We start from the raw sequence: 26,091 nt of genomic DNA on the forward strand, positions 1-26,091 counted from the left end.
TACTTATTTGTTAACGTAATATTCTAAAATCAGATAGCTGCGGACACGACTAAACATGCCACAGATACTGACATCATGGTTATAATTGAATACAAGCAGCGACAAAGCTGCTAAAAACCTAAGCGCGACGGCGGGTAAAAACAGAGCAAGCACCCAGCGCAAAGAGTCCAAGCACCAAGCTAGAGGAGCTCAGTTCTGGAACAGCGACAGAATCTTGCAGCACACCAGCAGATGGATTAAGATCTGGCGCGACTCCAGTTCCCCAGTAAAGCCCGAGCTCACCAGTGATCGCACTGGGATCAAATAGCCCGACCCCAGCAAATGAAAGTGTTGTATCCGAACCGAATGACATGCCTGTAGTTAAACTCATGTCAAAAGGCATAATGGCGACGGTACCACCAGTTGGAAGATAATCAATCGTCTCAACATTCCCGGAAAGATCCGCAGCGCCGAGTGTGGTTGCAGCTCCATCAGGTGTAAGCACTGCCACAATGCCAGTGGAGCTGAAGAAGCTAGAAGTGCCCCCAGTATCCGCCAAGAAGAGTGCAAAGTCATTAACAGGCGTAGTGCCCGCCAACTCAGATACACCTGATATTGTGATAGTTAAAACGTCAGAAGTGAACTCATCGATCACAAAGGATAAGTTCGCACTAGCCGAAGAGACTGCGAGCAATGAGCCAACAGCGAATGCGGTATATTTTTTATGTAGTAAGAAGGACTTCATCTTAGATATTATTATAATTGGTAGAATTAGAACCAACAGCGGCTCTAGATATAATTTAATACCAATATGACACAAGGGTGGCAAGTAACAAATAAAGGATACACCCTAGTCACTAGATAATAGACCCCATCTAACGTAAAAACAAAGCAAATGCACCCTAGCTAACAAAACCACTCCCCGTATTGACCAAGGCGTAAGCGATTCGTGCGAGTCTGCCTCACCTCGGCCCTACGATCAACTGCACGCGCTTGTCAGAGCTAAAATATGTATTCGCAAAGCGAGCGAGTGCGGCGGCATCCACTTGATCCAGCTGGCTGGCGTGCTCAGCATCATCGTCGATAGGCAGACCATAAGTGACCTGAATCGCAGCATGCATGGCGCGTGCGCCGATGGTTTGCTTCCCCATTGGACGAGCAGCTTTCAGGCGTGTGCGACAGCGAGCGAGTTCGTCTTCTGTCACCTCTCCGGCGGCCACACGCGCGATCTCAATATCCATTTCGCGCACGACGGCCTCCGCTTGCTCAGGTTGAGTGCCGGCATAGAAAACAAACATCCCGGTCTGCAAACCAATCACCCGCGTGGTGCCTACATAGTAAGCCATACCCTGATCTTCGCGCACGCGTTCAAAAAGACGGCTAGACATGCCGCTAAAGAGTTCGTTGAGCACTTCGGCGACAATGTACTCGTTGGACTGAATGCCTGTATCCGGATAGGCTTGTAATACGACGGCTTGCTCGCGCTCCATCGTTTCATGCCCGACGTAAGCTACAGTTTCCACTGACGCAGGCGCTAGGTTTGGCTCAAAGGCGTCTGCAGACAATTGTGTTTCAAGCAAGGGGCGCAGGCGCTCCACCAGCGCGGATGACTGGAAGTCCCCCGTAACCGAGAGAACAAGATTACCCGCTCGGACTAAGCTACGATAGTGGGCCGCAATATCTTCGACAGTGAGCGCTTTAAGGTCGGCCACACGTCCATCCGATCCCACAGCAAAGGGGTGATCTCCGAAGAAACGTTCGCGTAACTTGCGAAAGCCATAATCGAGAATTTCATCGTCGTCCTCTAACAGACTAGCGATTTGTGCCTCACGTTCGGTTTCGAAAGTAGCGGGATTAAAAACCGGCGCCGTAAGCGCATCGCTCAAAAGCTCGAGCGCGACATCGAGATCGGCAGGCAACACTTCGATCGCAAAACTTATGGTATTGTTACCACCTGTTGCCGAGAAGCTCCCCCCAATGCTCTCGATTAATTCAGCAATTGCAGATGCGCTGCGGCGCTCGGTGTCTTTAGTCAACAGCTCTGCCAGCAAGGAGGAGATCCCACGCTGATTTACAGCTTCGTAGAGAGGCCCCCCTTGCAACACGCAACGGAGGTGCACTTTCGGCAAGCGACTATCTGGCTGTAGCAGTAGCCGTGCACCACTGGACATTACTATTTGCTCAAAAGGTTCTAAGGCCAACTTTTCTTCCAAGGCCGCGGTCGAATCAATGATTTGTGGCGCGGGCCCGAGCGTGACCGCGGACATACTTTCGTCCACTAAGTAGCGCTGAGCGGCCGCTTGCAAATCCCCCGGCTTCACTGCTTGCAATCTTTTCAAATAACGACGGCCATAATAAATATCCCCGATCACCACCTCACCTAAGCCTAGGCGCGAAGCCTGACCACTCATCGTCTTGCGACCGTTGATTTCAGAAGTGAGCGCTTGGCGGCGTGCTTTTTCCACCACCGATTCGGGCAGGCCTTGCGCTTCAACCTCAGCCAACAAATCAAGAATGGCCTGCTCGACCTCACGACTCTTCTCAGCATCACACACATAAGAAATCCAGAAGAGACCACTGCCGCCGGGGTTCCAATTACGACAATCGATATAATTCACTAGTTTACGTTGGTTGCGCAAGCGCTCCCACAGCAAAGAACTCTCACCGCCGCCCAAGGCATGTGCCAGCGCATCCAAGCAAGGCGAATCGGGATGGCTCATGTGCGGCACCTTGAACCCGAGACCTCCACGAAAGATGTTATACTCCCCGACGATATCTTCCCGCCTCGCAGCGAGTTGCACCGGTTCCTCTTCGATCCGCACTGGCGCTAAACGTCCACGTTGCACGGCTCCAAATTGCTTTTCAACTTCTGCCAAACATTCTTCGGGCGCCACCGCTCCCACCACGGAGACCACCATGTTGTTGGGCACGTAGCGGGCATGATAATAGGCGCGCAACTCCTCCGCAGTGACCTGCTCATAGAGGGCTCGGTGCCCAATGACTGGCTCCCGATAAGGATGGCGCTGAAAGGCGGTGCGAAAGAGTGCCTGACTAAGCTGACGGTCGGGATCATCCAGCCCCATATCGATCTCCCGCAGAATGACCGAACGCTCACGCTCCACCTCCTGCGTAGGCAGGGTCGAGTGCAAAACGATATCAGAAAGCACGTCCACGACTTGATGAAAAGCAGCCGAAGGCGCATCGATATAATAAACCGTACGGTCGAACGTGGTGTAGGCATTAATCGAACCGCCGATGGCATGCACTTCGCGACTGATCGATTTACCATCACGGCGTGAAGTCCCCTTAAAGAGCATATGCTCTAAATAGTGTGAGAGCCCCGAACCAATATATGCGTCCTCGTGTATGCTGCCCGTTTTGACCCAAACCTGGACAGAGACCACTTCGCTGGAAAAATCCGGGCGATGCACCAAGGTCAGCCCATTGGGCAAGACATGCCGTTCCACAGGCGCCTTGAATAGACGCTCGATGAGCTCATGAGATTGTGTGGCAGAGAACTGATTGGGGCTGATTTCCATAAAAAAGTGGAATTAGAACACAGTGAGCGACAATTTCGATCATAAGTTTGCAGTTGCAGCCTAGGGGCTACCCCTCAATGTTAAAAAGTAACAACTCTAATCATTTGTTAGAATCTTGTTTAAGCCCCTGATAACAAGCTCACTAGGTGCTTTGACAGTTGATTCACAAAGCAAGCTCCGCATATTCGTCTCAAGATGTTTTCTCTCTCTAAATCTAAGCGTTCCAAAAAGAAGGACTTAAAAGATCCCCAAGAGGCAATAGCGCCCATTCAACAACCGCCCCCGCCACCGGCTCGCCAAACGACCCGTAAATTAAGTTTAAAAACGGCCATCGCAGCCGCCACTCGCCGTGAAGGCGCAGAAGTGACGCCCTTGTTGAGCCCGATCGACGAGTTCCCTTCGGTCAAAACGAAATCTGGCAAGCAGCAGGAAATGGAGGCGCACTTACTTGAGTTGCAAGCCGAGATTATCGTGCGTGAAGACCAGGTATCACAACGCGAGAAACGCGTCGAAGCGCATGAACTGGAGCTCAATGAGCGCGAAGCTCTACTACAAGCACACAAGAGTTTGCTAGAGAGTCAACGCAGTGCGCCCAACGAGAGCGCAGACAATTCAAACGGAGACCTCAGTAAAGAAGCCAAAGCACTCAAAGCACTCCAGCGTGAATTAGAAACTCAAGAAGCCTCACTCAAAGAAGCGCGTCGCTTACTACAAGAGCGCGAAGCATTCATCGAACAATGCGAAAACGAGCTCGTCGAGAAGTCGATGCTCTTAACCGAACGAGAGGCGCAAGTCGAGCAGGACGAAGAAGATAAACTAGGCTCGACGGCTTCCTAAGTTTGCGAGCGACATGCACTCACTTTTAATAGCTTAAAGTAAGGCTAAAGTGCGTGCGCGAGTTATCTCCAGTGTCACTACTGCCACTATCGCGCAGTTGGACGCCATGCGTGACTTGAGCACTCAAATAGCGGCCCATTTGGTAATTCAAGCCAAGCCCCACACTCATTAGGTCGAATGGCTCCTCTCCTGTTAATTTATCTTGATTCCATGTCTCCGCGTAATCTTGAAATATAAAGCAACGCAGCTGCCCGGGGTAGCTACGCCCCAACAAGTTCACCTTCGTTTCCACGGCAGGCAGCTGTAGTTCCTGACTCAAGAGGAATCCATGATCACCAATGGCTTCCCCTTCCTCGTAGCCGCGCACAGTGGCACTCCCTCCGGCGCTGAATTGCTCACTCCCCATCAAATTCCCTGAGGCGATTTGTAAATCAGCCTGCAGCGTCCAATTCCACCCCTCAAAAGCACCGCCTAAGCGTGTGTCCCGAAACAAGCTCACCTTGCCATAGACATAATCGGCTTCTGCAAAAGCACGTGTGCCGGAAAAGTCCTCATTGGTATTATGATCCGATAAATTCCCGGGTGAATACACCGCTGTGATCGTTCCACGCGTATAGCCCCAGTCATCGATGAAAGTTCCCCGATACTGCAAGCGACCTTGCACCACATGCGTGAGATTATCGGAAATCGCAACCACAAAGGGCGGGATGGCATAGTCCAAATTATTGTCACTAGCTTTAAAGTCGAAGCCTAGCTGCCAAGAATGCTGATAGCGTTGACCGACTGGATCTAATTCATAATCAAAGTTCAAGCCCAGTTGATAGCTTTCGCCTTCCTGACTCAATGGCGGATTCACTTTGGCATTGGTCCAAGACTGCGAACCAAATACCGTAAAATCTCCCTTCAAGCCGATCGGCACCGTATAGCTCCCCCAAAGGGAACGCGAATGATCGGCCCCGGGATCACTACTCCATTGCAAACTGACCTGATGGTCCAAGCCCCAAAGGTTCCCGTAATTCAGACCTGCTGTGAGACGCATCTCCTCAGTCGACTGCGTTCCGGTATTATTGATCCCAGTAAAAACTTTCCATGGCTTTTGCTCTCGAGTCACAATCACGATATCACTCGTGCCTGGCTCGCTGCCCCGCACGACCTTGACTGTGGCCGCGCGGTAATCACTGCGGTTAATTTGAGCGATCCTCGGAACCAATGCATTGCGGTCAATCGTCTCCCCTTCTAAAAATCCAAACTTGTTCAAATAACTCTCCTCTGAGAAATATTGATTTCCCTCGATCCGTATATCGCCGATCCGACTTTCCTGCACCACCAAACGCACACGCCCTTCAGTGATGTCTTGCTCAGGCAAATACACCAGTGAGTATGGTTTGCCAGCAAGTGTCATCATATTACGAGTGCCCGATTCGAGGCGTTTCAGTGACTCTCTCGAAATCGGATATCCAAGAAAGCATTCTGCCCACATCTCAAAATCTTTTCCATTGAGTGCATTTGGCAAATCACGTCGCACTAAGCCTTGATGATCACCTTCGATTGGCCGGATCGACTCAACTGGAACAACATCCAACTGCAACAAAGCTTCAACCAAAACAACCTCATCTTCAGCAGCACCTAAATTGATAGGCTCTGACGGCAAACTCAACTCTGATTCATCCACAGCTGGCGCGAGTTCTTGAGCTGATAACGCAGACACACACAGCACTGAAATCATATTGAGAAATTTATACAGTTTTTGATTCATATCCTAATTTTCCATTTCATGAATGTACGCTCCGCTGGCCATTCCCATGAACCCCATTTTAAACACGAGATCATCCACCATCATCTCCGTTTGATTTGTTTGATAACCAAGAAGATCATATTCCTTCTCCAGTGCCAGACTCCGATTCTTGGCATTGTTGACCATGTTGTTGTAAACAGTTTCATCGGCAGCCATCTCTCCGATCATGATCGCTCGTGAGACCCCCACGGCTATCCCAAAGCCGATACCGCCTCCAGCTCCAGCTGCCGCAGCACCATAGACTGAGGTCAAAGCAGCTGTACCAGAATAATTAACGAAAATTTTCCCCAGTAATGCCACTGTCGTCGCAGCGGCTGCTGCCCCCGCGCCTGCACCGGCTCCTGCTCCAACCAATGCCCCTCCAGCACCGATTCGTTTATCAACAAACAAGTTCACCTTATCCTCCAGAACTTCAGCGATCGAGTCTTCCATAATCGACTCATAGGGAACATCCCCAGCAAAGAGTGTATTCGCCATACGGTCACCTTGCCCCCCGGCATCGAGCACTAACTTTCGCGCAGCAATGGAGACATTTGACTGCACAAACTTGTTCTCCAACTCCAATGCGGCAAGCGTCCCTTTCAAAACACTCAGCGCAGAGCTCAAGCTAACCGTGGTACCAGTATCCATATCCTCCTTAATTTGATAAAAAGAAGCCTTTAACTCAGCGTCATCAATTTCACCACTAGCAAAGAAATTTGAAAGCGTATTCACCGTCTTATCGAGTCCGGTGCCATCATTCACATCCATCACCGCCTCACTATAGACCGTTTGTAATCGAGCAATTTCATCAACCACCATGGAAGTCGTCGCTCGGTTCGTTTTCAAGATCTCATTCCTCCAGGCCAATTCCTTAGTCTCAACTGAATTTCGATTCTCCCAAGCATACATTTTAGATTCCATCTTCAGCGCCAACGCCTGCTTAGTCGCATCCACATAAGACTCCAATTTAGTTTTGAATACCTTTGCAGCATCTGTTCGAGCTTCGGCCTCTCCAGTCATCAAAGCTTTCGAATAACGCTCCATCATAAGCATCAACAATTCTTGTTTTTTGAGGTTCGTTCTTAAATCCGAATAATAGATCTCAACATACTGATCGAGTGGCAGATTCACCTCGCCCACCATTTTTTGTGCTTCTCTTCTAAAAAACTCATAGTCGATCTCTCCAAATCCATCGGGTGACCATTTAAGTATTTCAAAGATAGCTGGCAGTGATTCTCGTGTGAATCCCAATGGTGGTGCATACTGAATCGTCAGGTCTCCAGATTGCGCACTAGGATTATAAAACTGCTCTCGAAGCGATTCAATCAGTTCCTGCTGCTCCATTGCAGACACCACTTCTGGATCGGGCTTAATGGTCAGCAAGCCCATATCCACATCAGTCACTACATATTTATCATTCCACATATACGCTGGGCGAATCGAGAACAATTGGTCTTTCAGATACGCAGGTGTTTCATCGACTTCTTTGTCACTAAAGAAATGAAGCGTGTCAGAAACAAACACCTCACGATTCGACACTGTCACGGTCTCACCACCTGTAATTTCAACAATTTCACTGGAATCATCCTCTGGGCCCTCAATTTGAATATCGATCTCAACCGCCACATAACTACCGTCTGGAACATCGACATCAACACTGCCACCAGTCGAGGTATCCGGTGGAGTCGGTGTATCTCCTCCCGAGCTATCATAAGTATATGTATCCAGGAAGGCTTGATCAGTCAGTGAAGGCGCTGCGGGCACCTCACTTAAAAGCACTTCTGATTCAACGCGCTCAGGCACACCGACCGGAATTAATTCAAAGCCTAGCTCTGGGAACAAGTCATCGATCGACTGCCCTTGATCTCCCTGGGCTAAGTTTAGAACGGATGCTGTAAATGCATCTAATCCATGATTACGGATGCCCATGAGATCTTCGACAGCGACGGTCACTGGACGTGGCACGACTCCGAAAGTGCCAGGTGCATTGATAATATAATAATTACGGATCGCTTCATCGCTCAACACAGCTTGCGTCGTGTACCCCCCTGGCAGAATAGATTCGGCATACCCATCGACGTGCTCGATCAAATCTCCAAGAAACTGGGTGCGTTCCGCCTCTGGTACCAACTCATAGGCATAGGTAAAACCATGGTGCCTCCCTTTCGTATACAGAGTATACAGGGTATCCACAACGACATCGTCAATCGTGTGAAAAGAAGCCAGACCATCTAATCCAGCGACTAGATAATCCACTCCTCCGAAATCATCGCCAAATACCATCCCAGCACTCTCAGGTTTCAACGCGAGTAGCCGTGGTGTGATTTGCAAGAGCCCCGCATCCACTCCCAGTAATTGATAGTTTGAATTGATCAATTCACCCCCCACCAGATAAGTGCCGACATCGCTCTGCACAGTCGTGGGATCGGTGACTTGAAAAACCGACTCCAAGGGATCCACCAGTGGATAGCCACCTGTGAGTATAACCGTATGCCCTGGATCTAAAATTTCCCCATAGACCCGCGAACGATCTAAAATTTCAAAATGAACTGGGCGTGGTTCAATCGTGATTGTGCCTGCCACTGAGCCCACATAGTAGTTTGCATTTCCAAGCGATAGATTCAGAGGGTAAGTGCCGACATCTGTGGCCCCGCCGGCATCGACTTGCACATCTAAATCAGCCAGCGAGTCCATTAATTTCAGCCCTCCAGTATAGTTGGCCACAACTTGGCTATCGGCATGCTCACCATACATAATAGAAAAACTATCAGTCGAAAATGTCACTGGCGCCGGAGTCACCGTAAGCGTGCCGGGCACTTTTGTGATCGTATAATTTGGGTTGAGCCCGCCGAAGAGATTGATCCCATACTCCAGCACACTCGAACTTTGTGTCGCAGGCGTTTCGATACTCAGCCCTGAGATCACCGAGGAATCATCAAACCAAGCCAACCCATCGAATTGAGCCGTTAAGCTTGGGTTAGCGTCCCCATACTCTCGTGTAAAACTGTCCGCAGTAATAGTCAGTGCACGGGGAGTGATCTCCATGAGCCCTGGCTGAATGGCACCTGGTGCAAAGGCATAGTTCAACGAATTTGCGGCGAAACTCACGGTGTAATTTCCGACATCCGATTGCTCGTCAGGAGCTGATAGGATAGCGAAGTTAATTTGCTCGGCTGCGGTATCTCCATTCTTCAGTCCATTTGCATTTAAGCTAAAGCTTGGATTGGCATCACCGTAAGTGCGACTCACATAGTTGCTTGTCACATAATTGATCACCGCTTGGCTGATGCTTAAAAGACCGTTTCGGAAATCAATTGTATAATTCCCATTGGAGGTTCCTGACGGGACAATCGCATAGCTGCCGACATTCGACCCAAGCTCTGCGCTCGTCTCGATCGTTAATCCACTCACGGCATCTGCCAGCGTATCGGTCAATTTAAGACCATCGGAAGTCACACTAAAACTCGGATTCGCATCGCCATAGATTCGGCTCGCATCTTCTGCTTCAATCGTAAGCGCCGCGGGTGTGACGCTTAATGTGCCAGGCTCATAGGTGATCGAAAAGTTATCATTATCAATCGAATCAGGCATCAAATCGTAGTTGCCCACATCCGAACTCTCGGTCGCATCTGTGCTGTAAGTCGCCGGATTGCCCACGCCTGTCACGACGCTGCGGTTGTATCCATTTAAATTACTGAACTGCACCAACTGCGGCACATTGGATTCCCCATATTCGCGACTGCTGTCGTTCACCGAAGCGGTGATTGCTCGTGGATGCACCGTCAAAGTTCCAGACTCATAAGTGATCGCGTAGTTGGCGTCGACGACGCCGCTGGGCGCAATCGTATAATCACCGATGTTAGACGTCGGCCCCGCGTGGTCGTCGGTAAACACTAAGCCCGTCAACGCACTGCTATCATCAAAACTGGCTAGGTTTTCAAAACTAGCCGTATAGATCGGCTCATCATCGAGGAAATCAATTTCAAAATCATTTGCTCGAATCGTCAACAATCGAGGATCGATGGTCAGCGTCCCATTGCGATAGGTCACAGAGTAATCATTGAGTGTCGCCGCGCCAGAGGGGACGATATCATAAGTGCCAACTGGTGACTGAAGATCGGCGACCGTCGAAAATGTAACCGTAAAATCATCAAAAATGGACGCATCATCTTCGCCAGAAAAGCCCGAGTAACTGGCGGTAAAAGCTGGATTAGTATCACCATAATATCGTGAAAAATCATCGGCAGTCACGAATAGGATTAAATCATCCACCACGGTCAAAGTGCCCGTCTCAAAATCAATAGCATAATTGAAGTCCGACAGGTTGATAGATCCCGGAGCAATCGAAATCTCATAACTCCCCGGAGCCGAACTCGTCTGAGCGAGCGTCGACAACAAGGGAGTCCCCGAAAAGGCCTGCCCCGCGGTATCGCCACCGACTAGACCGCTTAGCGTGTAGCTCAATGTCGGGTTGGCCGTGTTTTCCGTTCGGCTCAAATCGTTGGCAGTGAAGGTTAAAGTGGGTGCCAAACGATATAAGAATCGGCTCCCCGACTGCGTGATACTTCCTGGCGCATCGACCGCGTAGGAACGATCGTAAACAGGCAAGCCTGTGAGTCCCCCCTTCGTCGTATTGGCGGGATCGTCGGAGTAAATCAAGTAACGTCCATTCAGGCTATCACCCACCGCAGTCGCGCCCGCAAGGTTAAGAAATGAACCGCTCTGTGACGCCAAGACAATGTTACTATTGTCGCCCCCCGCGATTTGAGTGCCTGCCGCTAAAGTCAAATCACCCTCCGTGACAATTGCGATCTGACTACCGAATCCAAAGTTGGAAAAATCCCCGTCAACCACCAGACCACCGTCGCCATCGATCAACGAAAAGTCGCCGAAGAAGCGTCCACTGGTCTCACTGGTCGTGAGTGTGCCAATGGCATTGCTCGGATGATCGAATGTGACCTGTCCTTGAATCCCCTCACCTTGCGTCGAAAGGTCCAGCGTATCCACATCAACAATACCATCAAATTGCAGATCCCCCATTGAGCGGGAATCTAGCGGCGGTGGATTGCCCGCACCAACAGGAAAGGCATCCAAATTTTGAGCAATCAATAAACTCTGCGCCGTCAATCTAGCTGCTGAATCAAGGTAGATCGACGGAGTTCCTGCTGGCCCAAAGGTCACCGCGGTTCCTGGCAGCAATTCGATCTGGCCATTGGCACCGCTCAAGTCGGCGTTAATTTCAATATAATTGCCCGCCTTCAAAGTCAACGTGGTCGCGGCGGACCAAGTTACCGGCGCGTTCACGATAATTTCACCCAAAGCGCCCGAGCCCAGGTCTCCGTAGTTGGATGCGTTGACCGTCACATTCGCAGTGCTCAAATTGCCCTCAAGCACTGCGTTATTAAATACCCCGTTCGCCGTATCATCGGTGGCCGTGCTAATGATCGCCTGTCCAGGATCGAGTAATAAGTGACCTGTGACTCCCGAGGCTGCCCGCAAATCGGCTTGTCCGTAGTAATTCAGAACCTGCTTTCCCGACACTTCCACAAAGGCACCGTCGCCCCCCGATGCACCGCCCTGGCCATCAATATTGCCGTGAAAATCAGTCTGCACGCCCGACCATACAATCGCGCGCCCTGCATCCGCATCTCCTTGCGCAGAAACATCGATCTGTGCCGTCTCCGTCACAAACACATTTGCGGCATTGGCCACTGCGGGATCACTTCCTTGATACTCGCCACCGAGCAAAATTTCACCGCCGCTGCCGTCCGCATTCTGAGCGGACAGCTGACCTGACAGCTGCAAATCGCCCCCATCGGCGGTCAATAGCACGCGACCATCCTTCTGGGTCACTCCGGTGGCACGAATCGTCCCCGACTGGTTGATCGCTAAATCGTAGACCGATCCGCCCGCCGCTTGAATCTCGGCTTGAGCGGCTTCGATCAAACCAGAGTTGTCCACCCCAGTGCCAGCAACCGTATCCGACAGTGAGGTCTCAATCACCAGACGCTGATCCGCATCCGGCTGAAGTAGAATCTTCTGCCCCGCCCCCAATACCACGGCCCCTTCAGCAGCTTCTAACTCACCCGCATTTTCGACTACATGCGCGACCAATATGATGTCTCCATTCGATGCCGTGATTTCACCCAAATTGACAATCCCGGCATCGGACTCGCCTTCAAATTGAAGGCTTCCTCCGTTCAAAAAATCTGCATCGGCGATATCTAATGTGGAAGCAATGAATTCAGCCGTATTGATACGAGCCCCCGGCCCCACCAGCACTCCGTTTGGATTCACCACATACACGCGGCCGTTGGCATTCAATTGCCCCAGCAACTCCGAAGGATTCGCTCCTGTGACGCGATTGAGCAAGGCCGCATCCACATTGAGCTGCTGGATATCGACCCACTCGCCTGCACCGATGGAAAAGTCCTCCCAATTAATCACGCCCATTTGGCTGAGTTGCTGGATCTGCATACGCCCTGCCTGCGTGCTAAGGTCGATCTGCCCGTGCGTGACCTGTGGGTTCTGCGGTAAAGCGAGCAGCGCACTGGGCCCGAAAAACATCCAGAGGGCACAATAGCCCGCCACCAGCCTACTAACTAAACCCACCGGCTTCTCACTCTTTAAACGCTTCGTGCCTAAAAATCCACTCATGCGAGCAGTATCCAACAGATTCTATCGAAGCAAAACCGCTTAAATTGAGTAGTGACTACTCAAAATGAATACGTAAACGACGTTGCAGAGATTACAGGAAAAGCATCAGAATGTGCGCTCACACGCTTAGAAATATGAAACGCTATTCGACCGTCATCATTGAAGACCAACGCATGTTCAGAGACCTCATGCGCACATTAGTCAATAGCTCGGAACACTTCGAAGTCATCGCAACAGCCAACAATGCAGGCCAAGGTTGGGAGAGTTGCCGCGAACACCAACCCGATGTCGCGCTGATAGACATCGAACTCCCGGACCACTCCGGGATCGATCTCGGTATACGTTTGCAATCACTCCCACGGCCGCCCGCACTCGTCGCCGTGTCCTCGATGGTCGACCCTGTCACGACGACGCGTGTATTTGATTCTGGATTCAGTGGTTATGTAGAAAAAAACCAACCGCCCGACATCGTACTCGACGCGCTGCATGCAGCTGCCGAAGGCGGACTCTATTTCACACAATTAGTTCGCGAAAACCGAAGGCGAATTTTTAACGACGTCAACGCGATCAACAAAATCCTAAGCCAACGGGAACAAAGAATCGTAAGTCAAATTTGCCGAGGTCAAAAAAACAAGGAGATCGCAAACTCCTTGAAACTCAGTGTTCGCACGGTCGAAAACCACCGCTATCGAATCATGCGCAAGCTCATGCTCGACAGCAGTGAGGACTTACTTGAGTTTGGGCAACGGCTCGGTTTGCATCATATTGAGTGAGCGATCGCATGACCGTGCCAAAGAAAAAATCAAATTTTCACAGCGACTACTCCATAGTCTTTTGGATACTCGCGTCGCTGGCCATCGCATGGGGCATACTCGGCTTTTATGGTAAGCCACGGGATAGCCACAGCGCCTTTCCAATCAGCGAAGGTGACTCACTCGGCATTTACCTTCCGCAGCGCCCGATGACCTTCGAAGGTGTCTTAGCGGCAACCCAAGAAGGCGCCACCTTTACCCCATTTGACAACAGCTCACGGGCGATCACTGGCAACGACCAAGTCCATGTATGGATTCGCATCCCCTTAGAGAACACATCCGAATATAGCCAAACAGGTATCATCGAGCTCAAGCACCACTGGACAAGTCTGGCACGTATTTTCATACCGAGCAACGAAGCTACTTACGCGATCTACCAGAACAGCCCCAGCAATGATCCCAACATACAGCAGACGCCCTACAAAATCCCAGCTTTTCAAATCCAGCTTTCGGCAGGCGAATCAAAAGTCATCTACCTAAAACTGCAAGATGCACACTGGGTCAGTCCAAAGATCTCCTACTGGGACGCGCCGATCGAATTTCAGAATACGATTCAATCCAATGAGCGATTCGTCCATATCTATATCGGACTCTTGATTGGATTATTTATTGCCAACCTCGCGGCTTATCTCGCATTTCGCTTCAAAGACATCGGCTATTACCTGCTCTACCTACTGGCTGCCTTCGTTATCAATCTGTTGAATTTCAACGCCTATAACTCTGGAACCCTCAAGCTAGCGGGTATACATCAAACCGCGCTGACTCCGGACGCGAACTTCTTTCTCTTTCACGGTTTACTCATACTAACCGCTTGTCTCCACCTGCTGTTTGTGCACGAATTCCTCGGTCGCGGACACCTTTCCCCTCGCATCAACCGCACGCTCAATTGGATTCTAGTTAGCCTATTTGCATTGGCACCGATGGTGATGTTCGGCCCCGGCGTATTGCTCGGCGACCATATTCGACTCCCAGCCATCAGTATCTGGTTGGGAGTCACCCTCAGCGTCTTGGCCCTAGGTATCCACGCCATGCTAAAGGGCATTTCTCAGGCTCGCTATCTGGTTGTGGCCAACTGCTTACTCGCGATCTTTTCCATTCGCTATTGGTTCGTTACACTTTCTGGACAAACGATGGAGGCTCGATTGCTGCATTTCTGGCTCTATGCCGCCTGTGTCGAAATGGTCATTCTCAGCTATGCGCTGATCGAACGTTTCATGCAAACACACCAGGAGAAGAAGCAAGCACAAGCCAAACTATTAGAGGAAGCCCGCAGTCATGCCGAACTACAAAGCCAGTTCAATAGTAAGCTAACCGAAACTGTCCATAGTCGCACCCACGAATTAGAAGAAAGTAATCAGCAAAAAGAACGATTGATCGAATTTCTCGCCCACGACATACGCACTCCGCTCAACGCACTCGTCAGTGTCTCCTCGCTCCTGGCTCGCTCGCCGGGTGAATTTTCCCAAGAGCGACTGGAAGCCTTTGCCCAACAAATCGAGGGCAATGCCCGCGGTGTCTCCGAGCTAATGGAAAACCTGCTCAGCTGGGCCACTCTGCGCAACAAGCGAATGCAGTTCCATAAACAGGACTACCTCGTCGACGACCTGATACTGGAAGCACTCGCCATGATCCGCACGCAGGCACAGCTAAAATCAATACAGCTACACACTCAGCTCCCCAGGGCTTGCTATGTATATTGCGACTTCAACGCAATCGTCTCTGTGCTGCGTAACTTACTCTCCAATGCAGTCAAGTTTGTTCCCGAGGGCGGCAGCATCCATCTAGAGGTCGCGCAGCAAAATATGGAGGTCCAGTTCTCACTGCAAGACAGCGGAACAGGCATGCAGCCCGAGCAAGTCGCCAGCATTCGTCGCCAGCAACCGATCACTTCAACGCGCGGCTTAGATGGCGAATACGGAGTCGGACTTGGCTTTGGGATCTGCTTTGAATTACTCAGCGAGCATCAAAGCCAACTCAAAGTAGACAGCGCCCCACAGCAAGGCTCTCGTTTCTACTTTTCACTCACGAGCTCGGATCTGGATTCATAATCAACATGTTGGCCCCGCTCACACATTTAAAAGTTTTCCTGGGCAGCCTGCTGTTCAGCCTATCTTGGCTCTACTATCGGTCCACCTATTTCATCGACCTTCTGGGCAGCATTTTACTCTGTGCGGCCACGGCCTTCCTCGGCTGCTACTGCTGGCAGATACTTCGGCCTGAAGCGCAGACGAACAAAACGAACTACAATTTCTTAAATTTCATCAACACCGCTTGCTTCTTCAGCTTGGTATTCGGTGCAGAATCGATCTCATCCATTCACTTTCAATACAGCTTTTCGCAATTTCTAGTCAATCAGGCCATCTACCTGCTCGCCTACGCCAGCATCCTCTTTGCCGCGTGGAAAATACGTCACTCACTGGGTGCCCCCTTATTGCAGATACCCATGCTATTCTGCTCTGGCTTACTCCTCTACGAATTATACTTAACTAGCACCCAGCCTACGCCCAACCAAACGATGCACTTGGCCCCGGTCATGCGCGGCAGTTTTATCAGTTACAGTGGTGGCAACGGGCGCTTGATCAATTCACACTTCGCCATCCCTCAACGCCGCTACCTCACGCCGGTGGTCCCCGGCAAGCAGAGCTTCCGACCGCCAGAACAAAACTCTTTGGCACGACGGATTCAAAACGACTTCGGCACCGAAATTCTAGCCCCGATCGACGGCGAAGTCGTCAACGCCATCGACACATTACCAGACTTGGCCCCTGGCATTCTGGATGACTCACACCCACCAGGCAATCATCTCTGCCTAAAGACGAAGCACGGGCACTACCTTTATCTCGCTAATTTTCAACAAGATAGCATGACAGTAAAGGTCGGCGACCAAGTCCACGCAGGCCAAACACTGGGCCGAATCGGTAAGAACGGCGTATTCACCGAATCCGCACTGGTCATTCTCCTCGTAGACAATCCAGATGTAATTGCCCCCACGACCCGGAGCCTCCCCTTTTATTTCCAAAATGCAGATGGCACTCGGCAGTTTCCCAAACGTAATCAACGAATGAGTGGCCTCAAAGCATCAAGTCAAAGTCGCTGAATATACATTGTTGAATTCCTACGACGAATCCCTTTCTGTTCTGCGATGGAAAACAGCAGCGCAGTCAAACCCGTCGTCGGGATCATTATGGGAAGCCAATCGGATTGGAGCACGATGGGGGAGGCTGCGGCCTTACTCAAACAGCTTGAGATCCCCTTTGAGACAAAGATCGTGAGTGCCCACCGCACTCCCAAGCTCCTCTATAGCTACGCGGAAGAGGCGGAAAGCCGCGGCATCCAGATCATTATCGCCGGCGCCGGCGGTGCCGCTCACCTGCCTGGTATGACCGCTGCAATGACGCACTTACCCGTGCTGGGCGTGCCCGTGCAATCGAAAGCGCTGAGCGGCCAGGACTCGCTGCTCTCGATCGTGCAAATGCCCGCCGGCATCCCAGTCATGACGCTCGCGATCGGCGTGGCCGGCGCGAAAAATGCCGCTCTCTCGGCCGCCTCGATACTTTCCTTGAACGACGCAGGCGTATGCGAGCGCCTCAAAGCCTTCCGCGCGCAGCAGACTGAGACCGTGCTCAATACTGAGCTTCCCGAAGCTTAATCAAACACCCTTTACCCACACTATGATCACTCCTGGCAGCACTATCGGAATACTCGGCGGCGGACAACTTGGGCGCATGCTCATGCTAGCAGGCCGCACGCTCGGCTATCGCTTTCACGTCTTTGAGCCTAAAGGCCCCTGCCCCGCAGGCATGGTCGCCGACTTAGAGATCAATGCCGACTACTCCGACGAGGCTGCGCTCAAGCGCTTCGCCGAAGGAGTGGACGTGATTACACTTGAGTTTGAAAACATCCCGTCGGAGGTGATCGACATGCTCAGCGCCATCAAGCCTGTGCTGCCCGGCAGCCGCGCCTTGCACATTTGCCAGCACCGTCAGCGTGAAAAGGACTTCTTAAAGGAGAGCGGGCTCCCCTGCGTAGCCTTTGAATACGCCGACTCCGCCGAAAGCCTAAAAACGGCCATCCAGGCCATCGGCTTCCCCTGCGTCATTAAAACGGCCGCCTTTGGTTACGACGGCAAGGGGCAGATCAAGCTCAACGCCCCTGAAGAAGCCGCCGACTGCGATTACCTCTGGAACTTTCTCGAAAACCCACCCCGCGTGGTGGTGGAAAAATGGATTCATCATATCGGTGAGTTCTCTGTGGTCTGTGCCCGCAAGGCCGACGGCAGCACCAGCACCTTCCCGATGGCGGAAAACATACATGTGCACCACATTTTGCACGCCTCGATCGTGCCCGCTCGCATCACCGACGCCACACAGGCTGCCGGCGCTGAACTGGCTTGCAAAATCGCCGATCTACTCGAGGTCGTCGGGCTGATCGCAGTCGAACTCTTCCTAGAAGAAGATGGCAGCCTCATTATCAACGAAATGGCCCCCCGCCCGCACAATTCGGGGCACTACAGCATCGACGGCTGCATCACCAGCCAATTTGAACAACACATCCGCGCCGTAACTGACCTCCCCTTTGGTTCGACCGAGCTGCTCAAGCCAACGGTAATGATCAACCTACTCGGCGATGTATGGAGCGACGGCGAGCCCGACTGGGCGGGCCTACTCGCCGACCCGCGCGCCAAACTCCACCTCTATGACAAAGGCGAAGCCCGCCCAGGCCGCAAAATGGGACACTTCACTTTGCTCGGCGACGATATTGACGCCACCCTCGAAGCCGCCGAAGCTCACTTTAAGAAGCTATGAATATCCAGCCCACCAGATCCGAATTCGCCAAACTCACCGCCAAGGGTAATACGATCCCTGTCTACTTGGATCTCACCGCCGATTGCGAGACCCCACTCGGTGCCTACTGCAAAATACGTAACGAAGGCCCTGCATTTTTGTTCGAGTCGATCGTCGGGGGCGAACGCATCAGCCGCTACTCCTTTCTCGGCGCCAACCCACGCAAGGTATATCGCGTATTCGAAAAAGAAACCAAGATTCATCACAAAGGCGGCGAGACTGAGACCATCGAGACTCCCAGCGATCCACTCAAGCTGATCGAAGCAGAGATGGCGAGCTACCAACCAGTCGATATGCCAGACATGCCCCCCTTCTGTGGCGGCGCTGTCGGCTTCGTCGGACACGAGTTTATTCACAGCATCGAGCCCACAGTCCCCAAGCCTTCCGACAACCCGCTCGAAATGCCAATCCTTTACTATATGATCACCGATTCGGTGCTCATATTTGACCATGTACGACAGATCTTACGTATCTGCGTGAATGCTCATTCCCAGGACGGCAATTCCAGCCAGGCCTACGATCAAGCAGTGGCCGAGATCCAGCGCATTTACGAAGTGCTGGAACGCCAACAACCGATCAGCCATCGCCCCATCGAGAGCCCGGGCGAGATCACGGTGCCCGCAGGCAACTTCACCAAAGAACGCTTTAAAGCTGCAGTCGATCAGGTAAAAGACTACGTCCGCGCTGGCGATGTAATACAAACCGTTCTCTCACAGCGCTTTGTAAAAGAGTTCAAACCCGCACCAGTGGATCTTTACCGCGCTCTACGTACGGTGAACCCCTCGCCTTACATGTTTCTAATGGAAGATGCCGACTTCTCTGTCGTGGGCGCTTCTCCCGAAGTGCACGTTCGCCTGACAGGGGATCAAGTCGAAATCCGCCCGATCGCAGGCACCCGCCATCGCGGCCAAACCGAGGCCGAAGACCTCGCCTTGGAAAAGGATTTGCTGGCCGACGAGAAGGAAAAGGCCGAACACCTAATGCTGGTCGACCTCGCGCGTAATGATATCGGCCGCGTCTGCCAATATGGCTCGATCAAGGTGCCGGATTACATGACTATCGAACGTTATTCACATGTTATGCACATTGTCTCACAAGTTGTGGGAACAATTCGCCCCGAGTGTACAGCCTTCGATTTAATGCGAGCCACCTTTCCAGCAGGCACTCTCAGCGGAGCGCCCAAAGTGCGGGCACTCCAGATCATTTCCGAACTCGAAAACAGCCAACGTGGCGTCTACGGCGGCGCACTGGGCTATTTTGGCTTCGATGGCAGCCACGACTCCTGCATCGGCATCCGCACCGCAGTCATCAAAGACGGCCAAATCTACATTCAGTCCGGAGCCGGCTTGGTGGCCGATTCCGTGCCAGAGAGCGAATTTATGGAGACCATCAACAAGGCCAAGGGCATGCTCAAGGCCGTCTCACTGGCCGAAGACATGTTTTGTGAATAAGTTATTAACATTTGCAAAATAACTCACGGCTTTTTGTGTTTTTTTGTAAGTCAGCGTAAATAGTTGCGATAGGTATTGGAACCTCGGGAATAAATCCGTGGTCGAAGTATCCTAACAGTGGAATTAACCACCGAAACTACTATTACATATGGCACAAAAAGCAGAAAGAACCCTTAATCGACGTTCACAAGCTAATCGGCTCTCAGCCGTCCCTCGCTCACGCACAGATGAAATGGAGGCCGTAACCGATGTGCGAGAATTGCCTTCGAATGATCGCAATGTGATGCGTACTTACATGCAGGAGATTTCGAAGACCCCACTACTCAGTAAGGAAGAAGAGATCGAACTGGCAGCACGCATTCAAAAGGGCGACCAATCTGCCCGCGACCACATGATCTCCGCCAATTTACGTTTGGTGGTCAAGATTGCCTACGATTATAACAATTTTGGCCTGCCGCTGTTAGACCTTATCAGCGAGGGTAACATCGGCTTAGTCAAGGCCGTGGAACGCTTCGACCCATCCAAAGGGGGCAAGCTCAGCACCTACGCGGCTTGGTGGATTAAACAATCCATCAAGCGCGCGCTCGCCAACCAAAGTAAGACGATCCGCCTGCCCGTGCACCTAGTCGACCGCATTGCCAAGATGCGTAAAATTACTGCTCAGCTAGCCGACGAACTTGACCGCGAGCCGGACGACGAAGAAATCGCATACGCCATGGACATGCCGGTCAACAAGATCGCACACTTGAAATCGGTCAGCATCCGCCCTGCCTCTCTGGACGCTCCTGTAGGTGAAGATGGTGAAACCACCTTTGGAGAATTGGTCGGCGACGACAATGAGGCCACACCTCTCGAAAATTTACAGGAAAAATCAATGAGCAGCGACATCAAGTCCGTCATTGACCGCCTGGAAGACCGCGAGGCCGAAATCATCCAACTTCGCTTCGGCTTGGACGGTAATCGCCCACTCACACTCGAAGAAGTGGGCGAGCGTTTCGACGTCACTCGCGAGCGTGTGCGACAGATTCAAAATATCGCGATCCACAAAATGCGCCGCCTGATGACCGAGAACGAACGCCAGCGCTCCAAAGAAGAAGTGCAAGAAGAGCGCATCGAGCAGGAAAAGATGAAAGTCTTACAAGAATTTTTCTCGGAGCAGTTGGCCTCCTAAGTTTTTTTCAAACTAGTTGTTGTTAGATACAGAAATGCCCTCCGCGCGGAAACGTCGGAGGGCATTTTTTGTAAATATGTGCTTCAATTCACGCTTTAGGTATCGCGCGATGGCTACGAGGCCACAATAGCTACGAGGTCGCAATAGCTACAAGGCCACGCGACCTCCTCGGCCATTGTCACACGGAAAGCGCTCTAGCGTTGTTCCAGCGCTACATAATCGCGCTTGGTGCTACCTGTGTAAATTTGGCGCGGGCGATGGATGCGGCTCTTTGGATTTTCGGCGATCTCCTTCCAGTTGGCAATCCAACCAGGCATACGACCGATGGCAAACATCACAGTGAACATTTCAACCGGAATACCAATCGCCTTCAGGATCAAGCCGCTGTAGAAATCAACGTTCGGGTAGAGCTTACGGCTGATGAAATAATCGTCTTCCAAGGCGGCCTGCTCGAGCTTGCGTGCGATATCAAGCAATGGATCTTCTAGCCCGATACTCGCAAGAATGCTCTCAGCACTCTTGCCGAGAATCTTCGCGCGCGGATCGTAATTCTTATACACACGATGCCCGAAGCCCATAAGCTTCGCTTCCCCCTTCTTGGCAGCTTCGATGAAACGTGAACCATCATCGCCCGCAGCGTGAATTTCTTCCAGCATCTTGATCACCGCCATATTGGCGCCGCCATGCGAGGGGCCCCAAAGTGCACAGACACCCGCCGAAACCGATGCAAACAAGTTGGCACCGCCGGAAGCGACCATACGCACAGTGGAAGTGGAGCAATTTTGCTCATGGTCCGCGTGCAGCATCAGGAAGAGATCCAGCGCCTTACCCGCACCATGATCATCGTGATACTCGTTATAAGGCTCCGAGAACATCATGTGCAGGAAGTTGCCAGTATAACGCTTATCAGCGGGATAGACAAAAGGCAGCCCCATCTTCATGCGATAGGTCATGGCTGCAATGGTGCGGACTTTGGAAATAAGAAGCGCTGCGGTCTCGTCAAAGTGTGCAAGATCTTGCTCACGGTCGTTCGAGGACATCTCGGGGTAGTAGGCACCGAGTGAGTTGAGCATCGCAGAAAGAATCGCCATCGGGTGCGCGGTGCTGGGGAAACCATCGAAGTGACTGTTCATCCCGGTATGAATCGAGGAGTTCTTACGCACCTCTTGGCGGAAAGCGCGCAGGGAATCTTCGTCAGGCAGTTCACCGTAGATCACCAACATGGCGGTCTCGAGGAAAGAAGAGTTCTCAGCGAGCTGTTCGATCGGATACCCGCGGTGACGCAAAATACCATTTTCACCATCGATAAAAGTAATGTCGCTCATGCAAGAGCCCGTATTACCGTACCCCTCGTCAAAAGTGATACAACCACTCTTCGCGCGTAAAGTCCGCGTATCTAGGGCTTTTTCGCCCTCGGTTCCCTCAATGATGGGGAACTCGAAATTTTCGTTTCCAAGTCGGATAGTGCCTGTATTTTCCATGGTAGTGGTCGTATTACTGCGTCAGTTTAAAAGCTCAGAGCATCGAACAGTTATTTCTGAGCGCCTGCACTCTAATAGTGCTAAAGCGATCTCAAAAAATTTCGATATAGATGCAACCCTTTTGCCTGACTTTTTTCGGGGTGAAATTGAGTAGCATAACAATTGCCAAAGCGGATGCCAGCGACGAATTGCCCGCCATAATCCGAATGAAAGAGTGCTAAGCTAGGGTCCTGCGGCTTAATAAAGTAGCTGTGGACAAAATAAAACTGATCTTGGCCGGAGACGAGCCCCTGCGTCAGTGGAGCTTCGGACTCGAAAGTTACAGAATTCCAGCCCATGTGCGGAATCTTGAGCGCGGGATCGATCACAAAGCGCTCGACCGTGCCTTTAAAAATTCCGAGTGCTTCGGTATCGCCCTCCTCCGAATGCTCAAACAATGCTTGTAGACCGAGACAAATACCGAAAAAAGGACGGTCCGCAGCGATCCAGTCGCGAATTACATGGTCAAAGCCTGTTGTTTTTAACAAACGCATGGCATCCACAATCGCGCCCTGCCCGGGAAAAATGAGCGCATCGGCCGCGCCAATCTGTGCAGGGTCGGATACTAAATAGGCATCCGCACCAACATGCTCCCAAGCCCTGACGACACTGCGCAAGTTACCCATACCGTAATCAATTACAGCAAGTTTTGGTTTTAAATTGGAAGCGTCTTTAAGCATATCGAAGCGACGAAGCTGGCGAAGTCTGAGCAAGTTGCAAGCAGACAAGATTTTCGATTGAGAAAAAAAAGGGGCTCCCCGCGTTGAGAGCCCCCTTTGATAAAGTTTGAATCTAGCTTAGAGCTTGATCACGCGGTATTTTTCAATCGCAGCGTGCTCGGTAATCTTCTTGGCTGCGGCCTCGGAAGGTGCGCTGTCCAACTCGAAGACAGAAACGGCAAAGCCTTCGCCCTTATCGCGGCTGAGCGACATGTTGGCGATGTTAACCTGATCCTCACCCAGCGTCACACCGATGAAACCGACGATACCTGGCACGTCCTTATTCTTAAGAACGAGCAATGTGGCGTCTGTGCTAACTTCCAGCGAGTGCCCGTCAATCGAAACGATGCGGGGCGCTTGGTTCTTGCCCACCAAAGTGCCGCCTACTGTGCGAGTCTTGCCCCCCTTGCAGGTCACTTCCACCTCGATCAGCTCATTAAAGTCAGCGTGCGTGCTGGTCTTCACTTGCTCCGTCTCGATGCCCAAACGCTCGATCTTCTTCGGCGCATTGACGTTGTTGACGTTGTCGGAAATCTCACGCAAGAAACCGCGTTGAATGGCATTGGTTAGCGGCAAAGTATCAAGATCTGTGATCTTGCCATAATAACGAATCGAAATCTTCTCCACGCCATCAGGAGCGAGTTGCTGTGAGAAAGTGCCGATTTTTTCGCCGAGTGTCATGTAAGGGCCGAGTTTCTCAAGCACCTTAGGATCGACGGAGGGCATGTTGAGCGCATTCATGACCATGCCGCCAGTGAGCGCATCGATCATTTGCTTGGCCACGTCGATACCGACATTTTCCTGAGCCTCTTGAGTCGACGCACCGAGGTGCGGTGTCAGCACCAAGTTTTCGATGCTGCGCAAAGGGCTATCTTCGGCTGGTGGCTCGTCTTCGTAAACGTCGAGACCGGCAGCGGCGACTTTGCCCGAATTAAGCGCATCGATCAGTGCGGCCTCTTCGATAATACCACCACGTGCACAGTTGAAGACGCGAACGCCGTCCTTCATGCGCTTAAATGCGTCGGCATTCAGCATGTGCTTGGTGTCCTTTGTCATCGGCATGTGGACGGTAATATAGTCCGCATTTTCGATCACCTCATCCAGCGTGGCTTGCTTGACGCCGAGCGACTTTGCACGCGACTCTGTCAAATAAGGATCGTAGGCGAGCACATCCATCTGGAAAGCCATTGCGCGCTTGGCGACTTCGGCACCAATACGGCCCATCCCCAACACACCCAGCGTCTTTTGATTGAGCTCGGAGCCTGTATACTTCTTGCGGTCCCAGCGGCCGGCCTTCATGCCAGCGCTCGCTTGCACGATCGGACGTGTCCCCGCGAGCATATGAGTGAAAGTAAGCTCAGCGGTTGCAATCGTGTTGCCAGTCGGCGTGTTCATCACGATGACACCGTGGTCAGTCGCAGCTTCGATATCGATGTTATCCACACCGACTCCGGCACGACCGACAACCTTGAGTTGTGGCGCTGCAGCAATGACTTCGGCGGTCACACGAGTGTCGGAACGCACGGCAATTGCGTCAGCGTCCTTGGCAAGCTCAAGGATTTGCTCCGGAGAGGAACCATAGGCTTCAACAACGTCAAAGCCCGGCTGGGCTTTAAACAAATCAACACCTATAGGCGAAATGCGGTCTGCAATTAGTATTTTCATAAGAAGCGGGCGAGTAAATTTAAGCGGCCGTGAATTGCAACGAAAACATGCCGAAGTCTGCATTTCACACTGTAATTAAACATCACAGCTCCGGTAATATGGCCACCTATAAGCGTGCGCCCAGACTAAAATCATCCATTCTGTCACCACAAATGCTAACTTTGCCCTTCCCTCTTCGGCTTCCGCAGTATGCATTGCCCCCATGCGAAGTATGACAGGTTTTGGGCGTGGAAGCGCCGAGGCGGCAGATGCCGGAGTACGAATTCAAGTCGAGATCAATTCGGTCAATCGAAAGACCTTGGACACACAGATCAGCGCCCCACGCGAATGGAGTGGCTACGAAGCTACCTGCAATGAGTGGGTCAGCGCTGCCTTCCAACGAGGCCGGGTTAACATTCAGATCAAGGCGGAATCCATCCAAAACAGCTGCGACTCACTCTCGCTCAATACGGAAGCGATGGCGGAAAGCCTCAAGAACCTGCGCGCCTTCGCCGAATCGCAAGGCTTGGACTTCGCACCGGACAGCGCTTTTCTATTGGAACTGGCACGCTCCGTCAAAGATAGCAGCAGCCTGCCCAGCTGGAAAGAGCTGATCGAACCGGTGCAGCAAGCCTTTCAAGAAGCACTGGCCGATATCAACTCCATGCGTCAACAAGAAGGCGCCGCACTGGCGGCAGACCTCAAAGCACGCATCACCGAGCTCGAAGGCTTTCGTCAAAAAATCGCCGAGCACGCCGCCGGCACGACCGAACGCTACCGCGACGCACTCCTCGAGCGCCTGAAACAATTAAACCTAGAGCTCGACGTCTCCGACGAGCGCGTGCTGAAAGAAGTCGCCATCTTTGCAGATCGCTCAGACATCAGCGAAGAAACCACGCGCCTGGCCTGCCACTTTGAACAATTCCTGAGCTTTCTCGAATCCGACGAAGCCACCGGACGCAAAATGGACTTTCTATGTCAGGAAATTCATCGCGAATTTAACACCACGGGCAGCAAATCAAACCACATCGAAATCACACGCATGGTGATCGAAGGTAAGAATGCACTCGAGCGCATTCGCGAGCAGGTGCAAAACATCGAGTAAGCACGCCACGACACGACACGACACGGCACGTGCCCG

At 51.8% G+C, this 26,091-nt stretch carries 16 protein-coding genes; 9 read left to right on the forward strand and 7 right to left on the reverse strand.

The features are described 5' to 3' along the window. Nucleotides 1-118: 118 nt before the first annotated feature. A complete protein-coding gene (locus QEH52_RS06200) occupies nucleotides 119-724 on the reverse strand; it encodes a hypothetical protein (RefSeq protein WP_308949227.1) in 606 nt (201 codons plus the stop codon). A 217-nt stretch (nucleotides 725-941) separates the two neighbouring features. Then, the gene (locus tag QEH52_RS06205; protein ID WP_308949228.1) at nucleotides 942-3,518 is read right to left on the reverse strand and encodes a M16 family metallopeptidase; all 2,577 of its coding nucleotides are present in this window, start codon (nucleotides 3,516-3,518) and stop codon (nucleotides 942-944) included. 195 nt (nucleotides 3,519-3,713) lie between these two features. On the opposite strand from QEH52_RS06205, the gene QEH52_RS06210 reads away from it, so the two are divergent. Continuing rightward, complete coding sequence (locus tag QEH52_RS06210) at nucleotides 3,714-4,355, forward strand: hypothetical protein (protein ID WP_308949229.1); 642 nt, start codon at nucleotides 3,714-3,716, stop codon at nucleotides 4,353-4,355. 25 nt (nucleotides 4,356-4,380) lie between these two features. On the opposite strand, the gene QEH52_RS06215 is transcribed toward QEH52_RS06210, so the two are convergent. Together QEH52_RS06215 and QEH52_RS06220 are read right to left on the reverse strand one after the other, a co-directional pair. After that, nucleotides 4,381-6,111 carry a ShlB/FhaC/HecB family hemolysin secretion/activation protein gene (locus tag QEH52_RS06215; RefSeq protein ID WP_308949230.1) on the reverse strand — a complete coding sequence of 577 codons (1,731 nt, stop codon included), beginning with the start codon at nucleotides 6,109-6,111 and terminating at the stop codon, nucleotides 4,381-4,383. 3 nt (nucleotides 6,112-6,114) lie between these two features. Continuing rightward, entirely contained in the window at nucleotides 6,115-12,789 is a 6,675-nt protein-coding gene (locus QEH52_RS06220; protein WP_308949231.1) for an MBG domain-containing protein, read from the reverse strand. A 134-nt stretch (nucleotides 12,790-12,923) separates the two neighbouring features. Between QEH52_RS06220 and QEH52_RS06225 the strand changes: the two genes are divergently transcribed. The 7 genes from QEH52_RS06225 (at nucleotide 12,924) to QEH52_RS06255 (ending at nucleotide 21,067) form a co-directional block, all read left to right on the forward strand. Then, nucleotides 12,924-13,562, forward strand: a complete 639-nt coding sequence (locus QEH52_RS06225; RefSeq protein WP_308949232.1) for a response regulator — start codon at nucleotides 12,924-12,926, stop codon at nucleotides 13,560-13,562. Between the two features lie 14 nt (nucleotides 13,563-13,576). Next, nucleotides 13,577-15,649: a sensor histidine kinase gene (locus QEH52_RS06230; protein ID WP_308949233.1), complete on the forward strand. Its 2,073-nt coding sequence runs from the start codon at nucleotides 13,577-13,579 to the stop codon at nucleotides 15,647-15,649. A gap of 5 nt (nucleotides 15,650-15,654) precedes the next feature. Next, nucleotides 15,655-16,698: a M23 family metallopeptidase gene (locus QEH52_RS06235; RefSeq protein WP_308949234.1), complete on the forward strand. Its 1,044-nt coding sequence runs from the start codon at nucleotides 15,655-15,657 to the stop codon at nucleotides 16,696-16,698. A 45-nt stretch (nucleotides 16,699-16,743) separates the two neighbouring features. Continuing rightward, the gene (gene purE, locus QEH52_RS06240; protein WP_308949235.1) at nucleotides 16,744-17,250 is read left to right on the forward strand and encodes a 5-(carboxyamino)imidazole ribonucleotide mutase; all 507 of its coding nucleotides are present in this window, start codon (nucleotides 16,744-16,746) and stop codon (nucleotides 17,248-17,250) included. Nucleotides 17,251-17,272: 22 nt separating this feature from the next. Further along, complete coding sequence (locus QEH52_RS06245) at nucleotides 17,273-18,406, forward strand: 5-(carboxyamino)imidazole ribonucleotide synthase (RefSeq protein ID WP_308949236.1); 1,134 nt, start codon at nucleotides 17,273-17,275, stop codon at nucleotides 18,404-18,406. Further along, nucleotides 18,403-19,896 carry an anthranilate synthase component I gene (gene trpE / locus QEH52_RS06250; protein WP_308949237.1) on the forward strand — a complete coding sequence of 498 codons (1,494 nt, stop codon included), beginning with the start codon at nucleotides 18,403-18,405 and terminating at the stop codon, nucleotides 19,894-19,896. The genes QEH52_RS06245 and trpE overlap by 4 nt, the downstream gene beginning before the upstream one ends. Before the next feature lie 232 nt (nucleotides 19,897-20,128). Then, a complete protein-coding gene (locus tag QEH52_RS06255) occupies nucleotides 20,129-21,067 on the forward strand; it encodes a sigma-70 family RNA polymerase sigma factor (RefSeq protein WP_308949238.1) in 939 nt (312 codons plus the stop codon). 194 nt (nucleotides 21,068-21,261) lie between these two features. Here QEH52_RS06255 and QEH52_RS06260 read toward each other — a convergent pair whose 3' ends face one another. The 3 genes from QEH52_RS06260 to serA form a co-directional block, all read right to left on the reverse strand. Next, nucleotides 21,262-22,548, reverse strand: coding sequence for a citrate synthase (locus QEH52_RS06260; RefSeq protein ID WP_308949239.1), 1,287 nt, complete (start codon nucleotides 22,546-22,548; stop codon nucleotides 21,262-21,264). Between the two features lie 80 nt (nucleotides 22,549-22,628). Beyond that, nucleotides 22,629-23,267, reverse strand: coding sequence for an imidazole glycerol phosphate synthase subunit HisH (gene hisH / locus QEH52_RS06265; RefSeq protein WP_308949240.1), 639 nt, complete (start codon nucleotides 23,265-23,267; stop codon nucleotides 22,629-22,631). Between the two features lie 117 nt (nucleotides 23,268-23,384). Then, nucleotides 23,385-24,971: a phosphoglycerate dehydrogenase gene (gene serA / locus QEH52_RS06270; RefSeq protein ID WP_308949241.1), complete on the reverse strand. Its 1,587-nt coding sequence runs from the start codon at nucleotides 24,969-24,971 to the stop codon at nucleotides 23,385-23,387. 202 nt (nucleotides 24,972-25,173) lie between these two features. Between serA and QEH52_RS06275 the strand changes: the two genes are divergently transcribed. Beyond that, on the forward strand, nucleotides 25,174-26,055 hold the full coding sequence (locus tag QEH52_RS06275; RefSeq protein ID WP_308949242.1) for a YicC/YloC family endoribonuclease: 882 nt from the start codon (nucleotides 25,174-25,176) through the stop codon (nucleotides 26,053-26,055). Nucleotides 26,056-26,091: the final 36 nt, after the last annotated feature.

Origin of the sequence: Thalassobacterium maritimum (genome assembly GCF_031127805.1) — a bacterium.
GTDB classification, from domain to species: domain Bacteria; phylum Verrucomicrobiota; class Verrucomicrobiia; order Opitutales; family Coraliomargaritaceae; genus Thalassobacterium; species Thalassobacterium maritimum.

Coding starts and splice junctions, on each gene's coding strand:
- QEH52_RS06255 (WP_308949238.1), top strand. CDS start 20,129: ATGGAGGCCGTAACCGATGTGCGAGAATTGCCTTCGAATGATCGCAAT.
- QEH52_RS06235 (WP_308949234.1), top strand. CDS start 15,655: ATGTTGGCCCCGCTCACACATTTAAAAGTTTTCCTGGGCAGCCTGCTG.
- QEH52_RS06245 (WP_308949236.1), top strand. CDS start 17,273: ATGATCACTCCTGGCAGCACTATCGGAATACTCGGCGGCGGACAACTT.
- QEH52_RS06215 (WP_308949230.1), bottom strand. CDS start 6,111: ATGAATCAAAAACTGTATAAATTTCTCAATATGATTTCAGTGCTGTGT.
- QEH52_RS06205 (WP_308949228.1), bottom strand. CDS start 3,518: ATGGAAATCAGCCCCAATCAGTTCTCTGCCACACAATCTCATGAGCTC.
- QEH52_RS06220 (WP_308949231.1), bottom strand. CDS start 12,789: ATGAGTGGATTTTTAGGCACGAAGCGTTTAAAGAGTGAGAAGCCGGTG.
- QEH52_RS06200 (WP_308949227.1), bottom strand. CDS start 724: ATGAAGTCCTTCTTACTACATAAAAAATATACCGCATTCGCTGTTGGC.
- trpE (WP_308949237.1), top strand. CDS start 18,403: ATGAATATCCAGCCCACCAGATCCGAATTCGCCAAACTCACCGCCAAG.
- purE (WP_308949235.1), top strand. CDS start 16,744: ATGGAAAACAGCAGCGCAGTCAAACCCGTCGTCGGGATCATTATGGGA.
- QEH52_RS06260 (WP_308949239.1), bottom strand. CDS start 22,548: ATGGAAAATACAGGCACTATCCGACTTGGAAACGAAAATTTCGAGTTC.
- serA (WP_308949241.1), bottom strand. CDS start 24,971: ATGAAAATACTAATTGCAGACCGCATTTCGCCTATAGGTGTTGATTTG.
- QEH52_RS06210 (WP_308949229.1), top strand. CDS start 3,714: ATGTTTTCTCTCTCTAAATCTAAGCGTTCCAAAAAGAAGGACTTAAAA.
- QEH52_RS06225 (WP_308949232.1), top strand. CDS start 12,924: ATGAAACGCTATTCGACCGTCATCATTGAAGACCAACGCATGTTCAGA.
- QEH52_RS06275 (WP_308949242.1), top strand. CDS start 25,174: ATGCGAAGTATGACAGGTTTTGGGCGTGGAAGCGCCGAGGCGGCAGAT.
- hisH (WP_308949240.1), bottom strand. CDS start 23,267: ATGCTTAAAGACGCTTCCAATTTAAAACCAAAACTTGCTGTAATTGAT.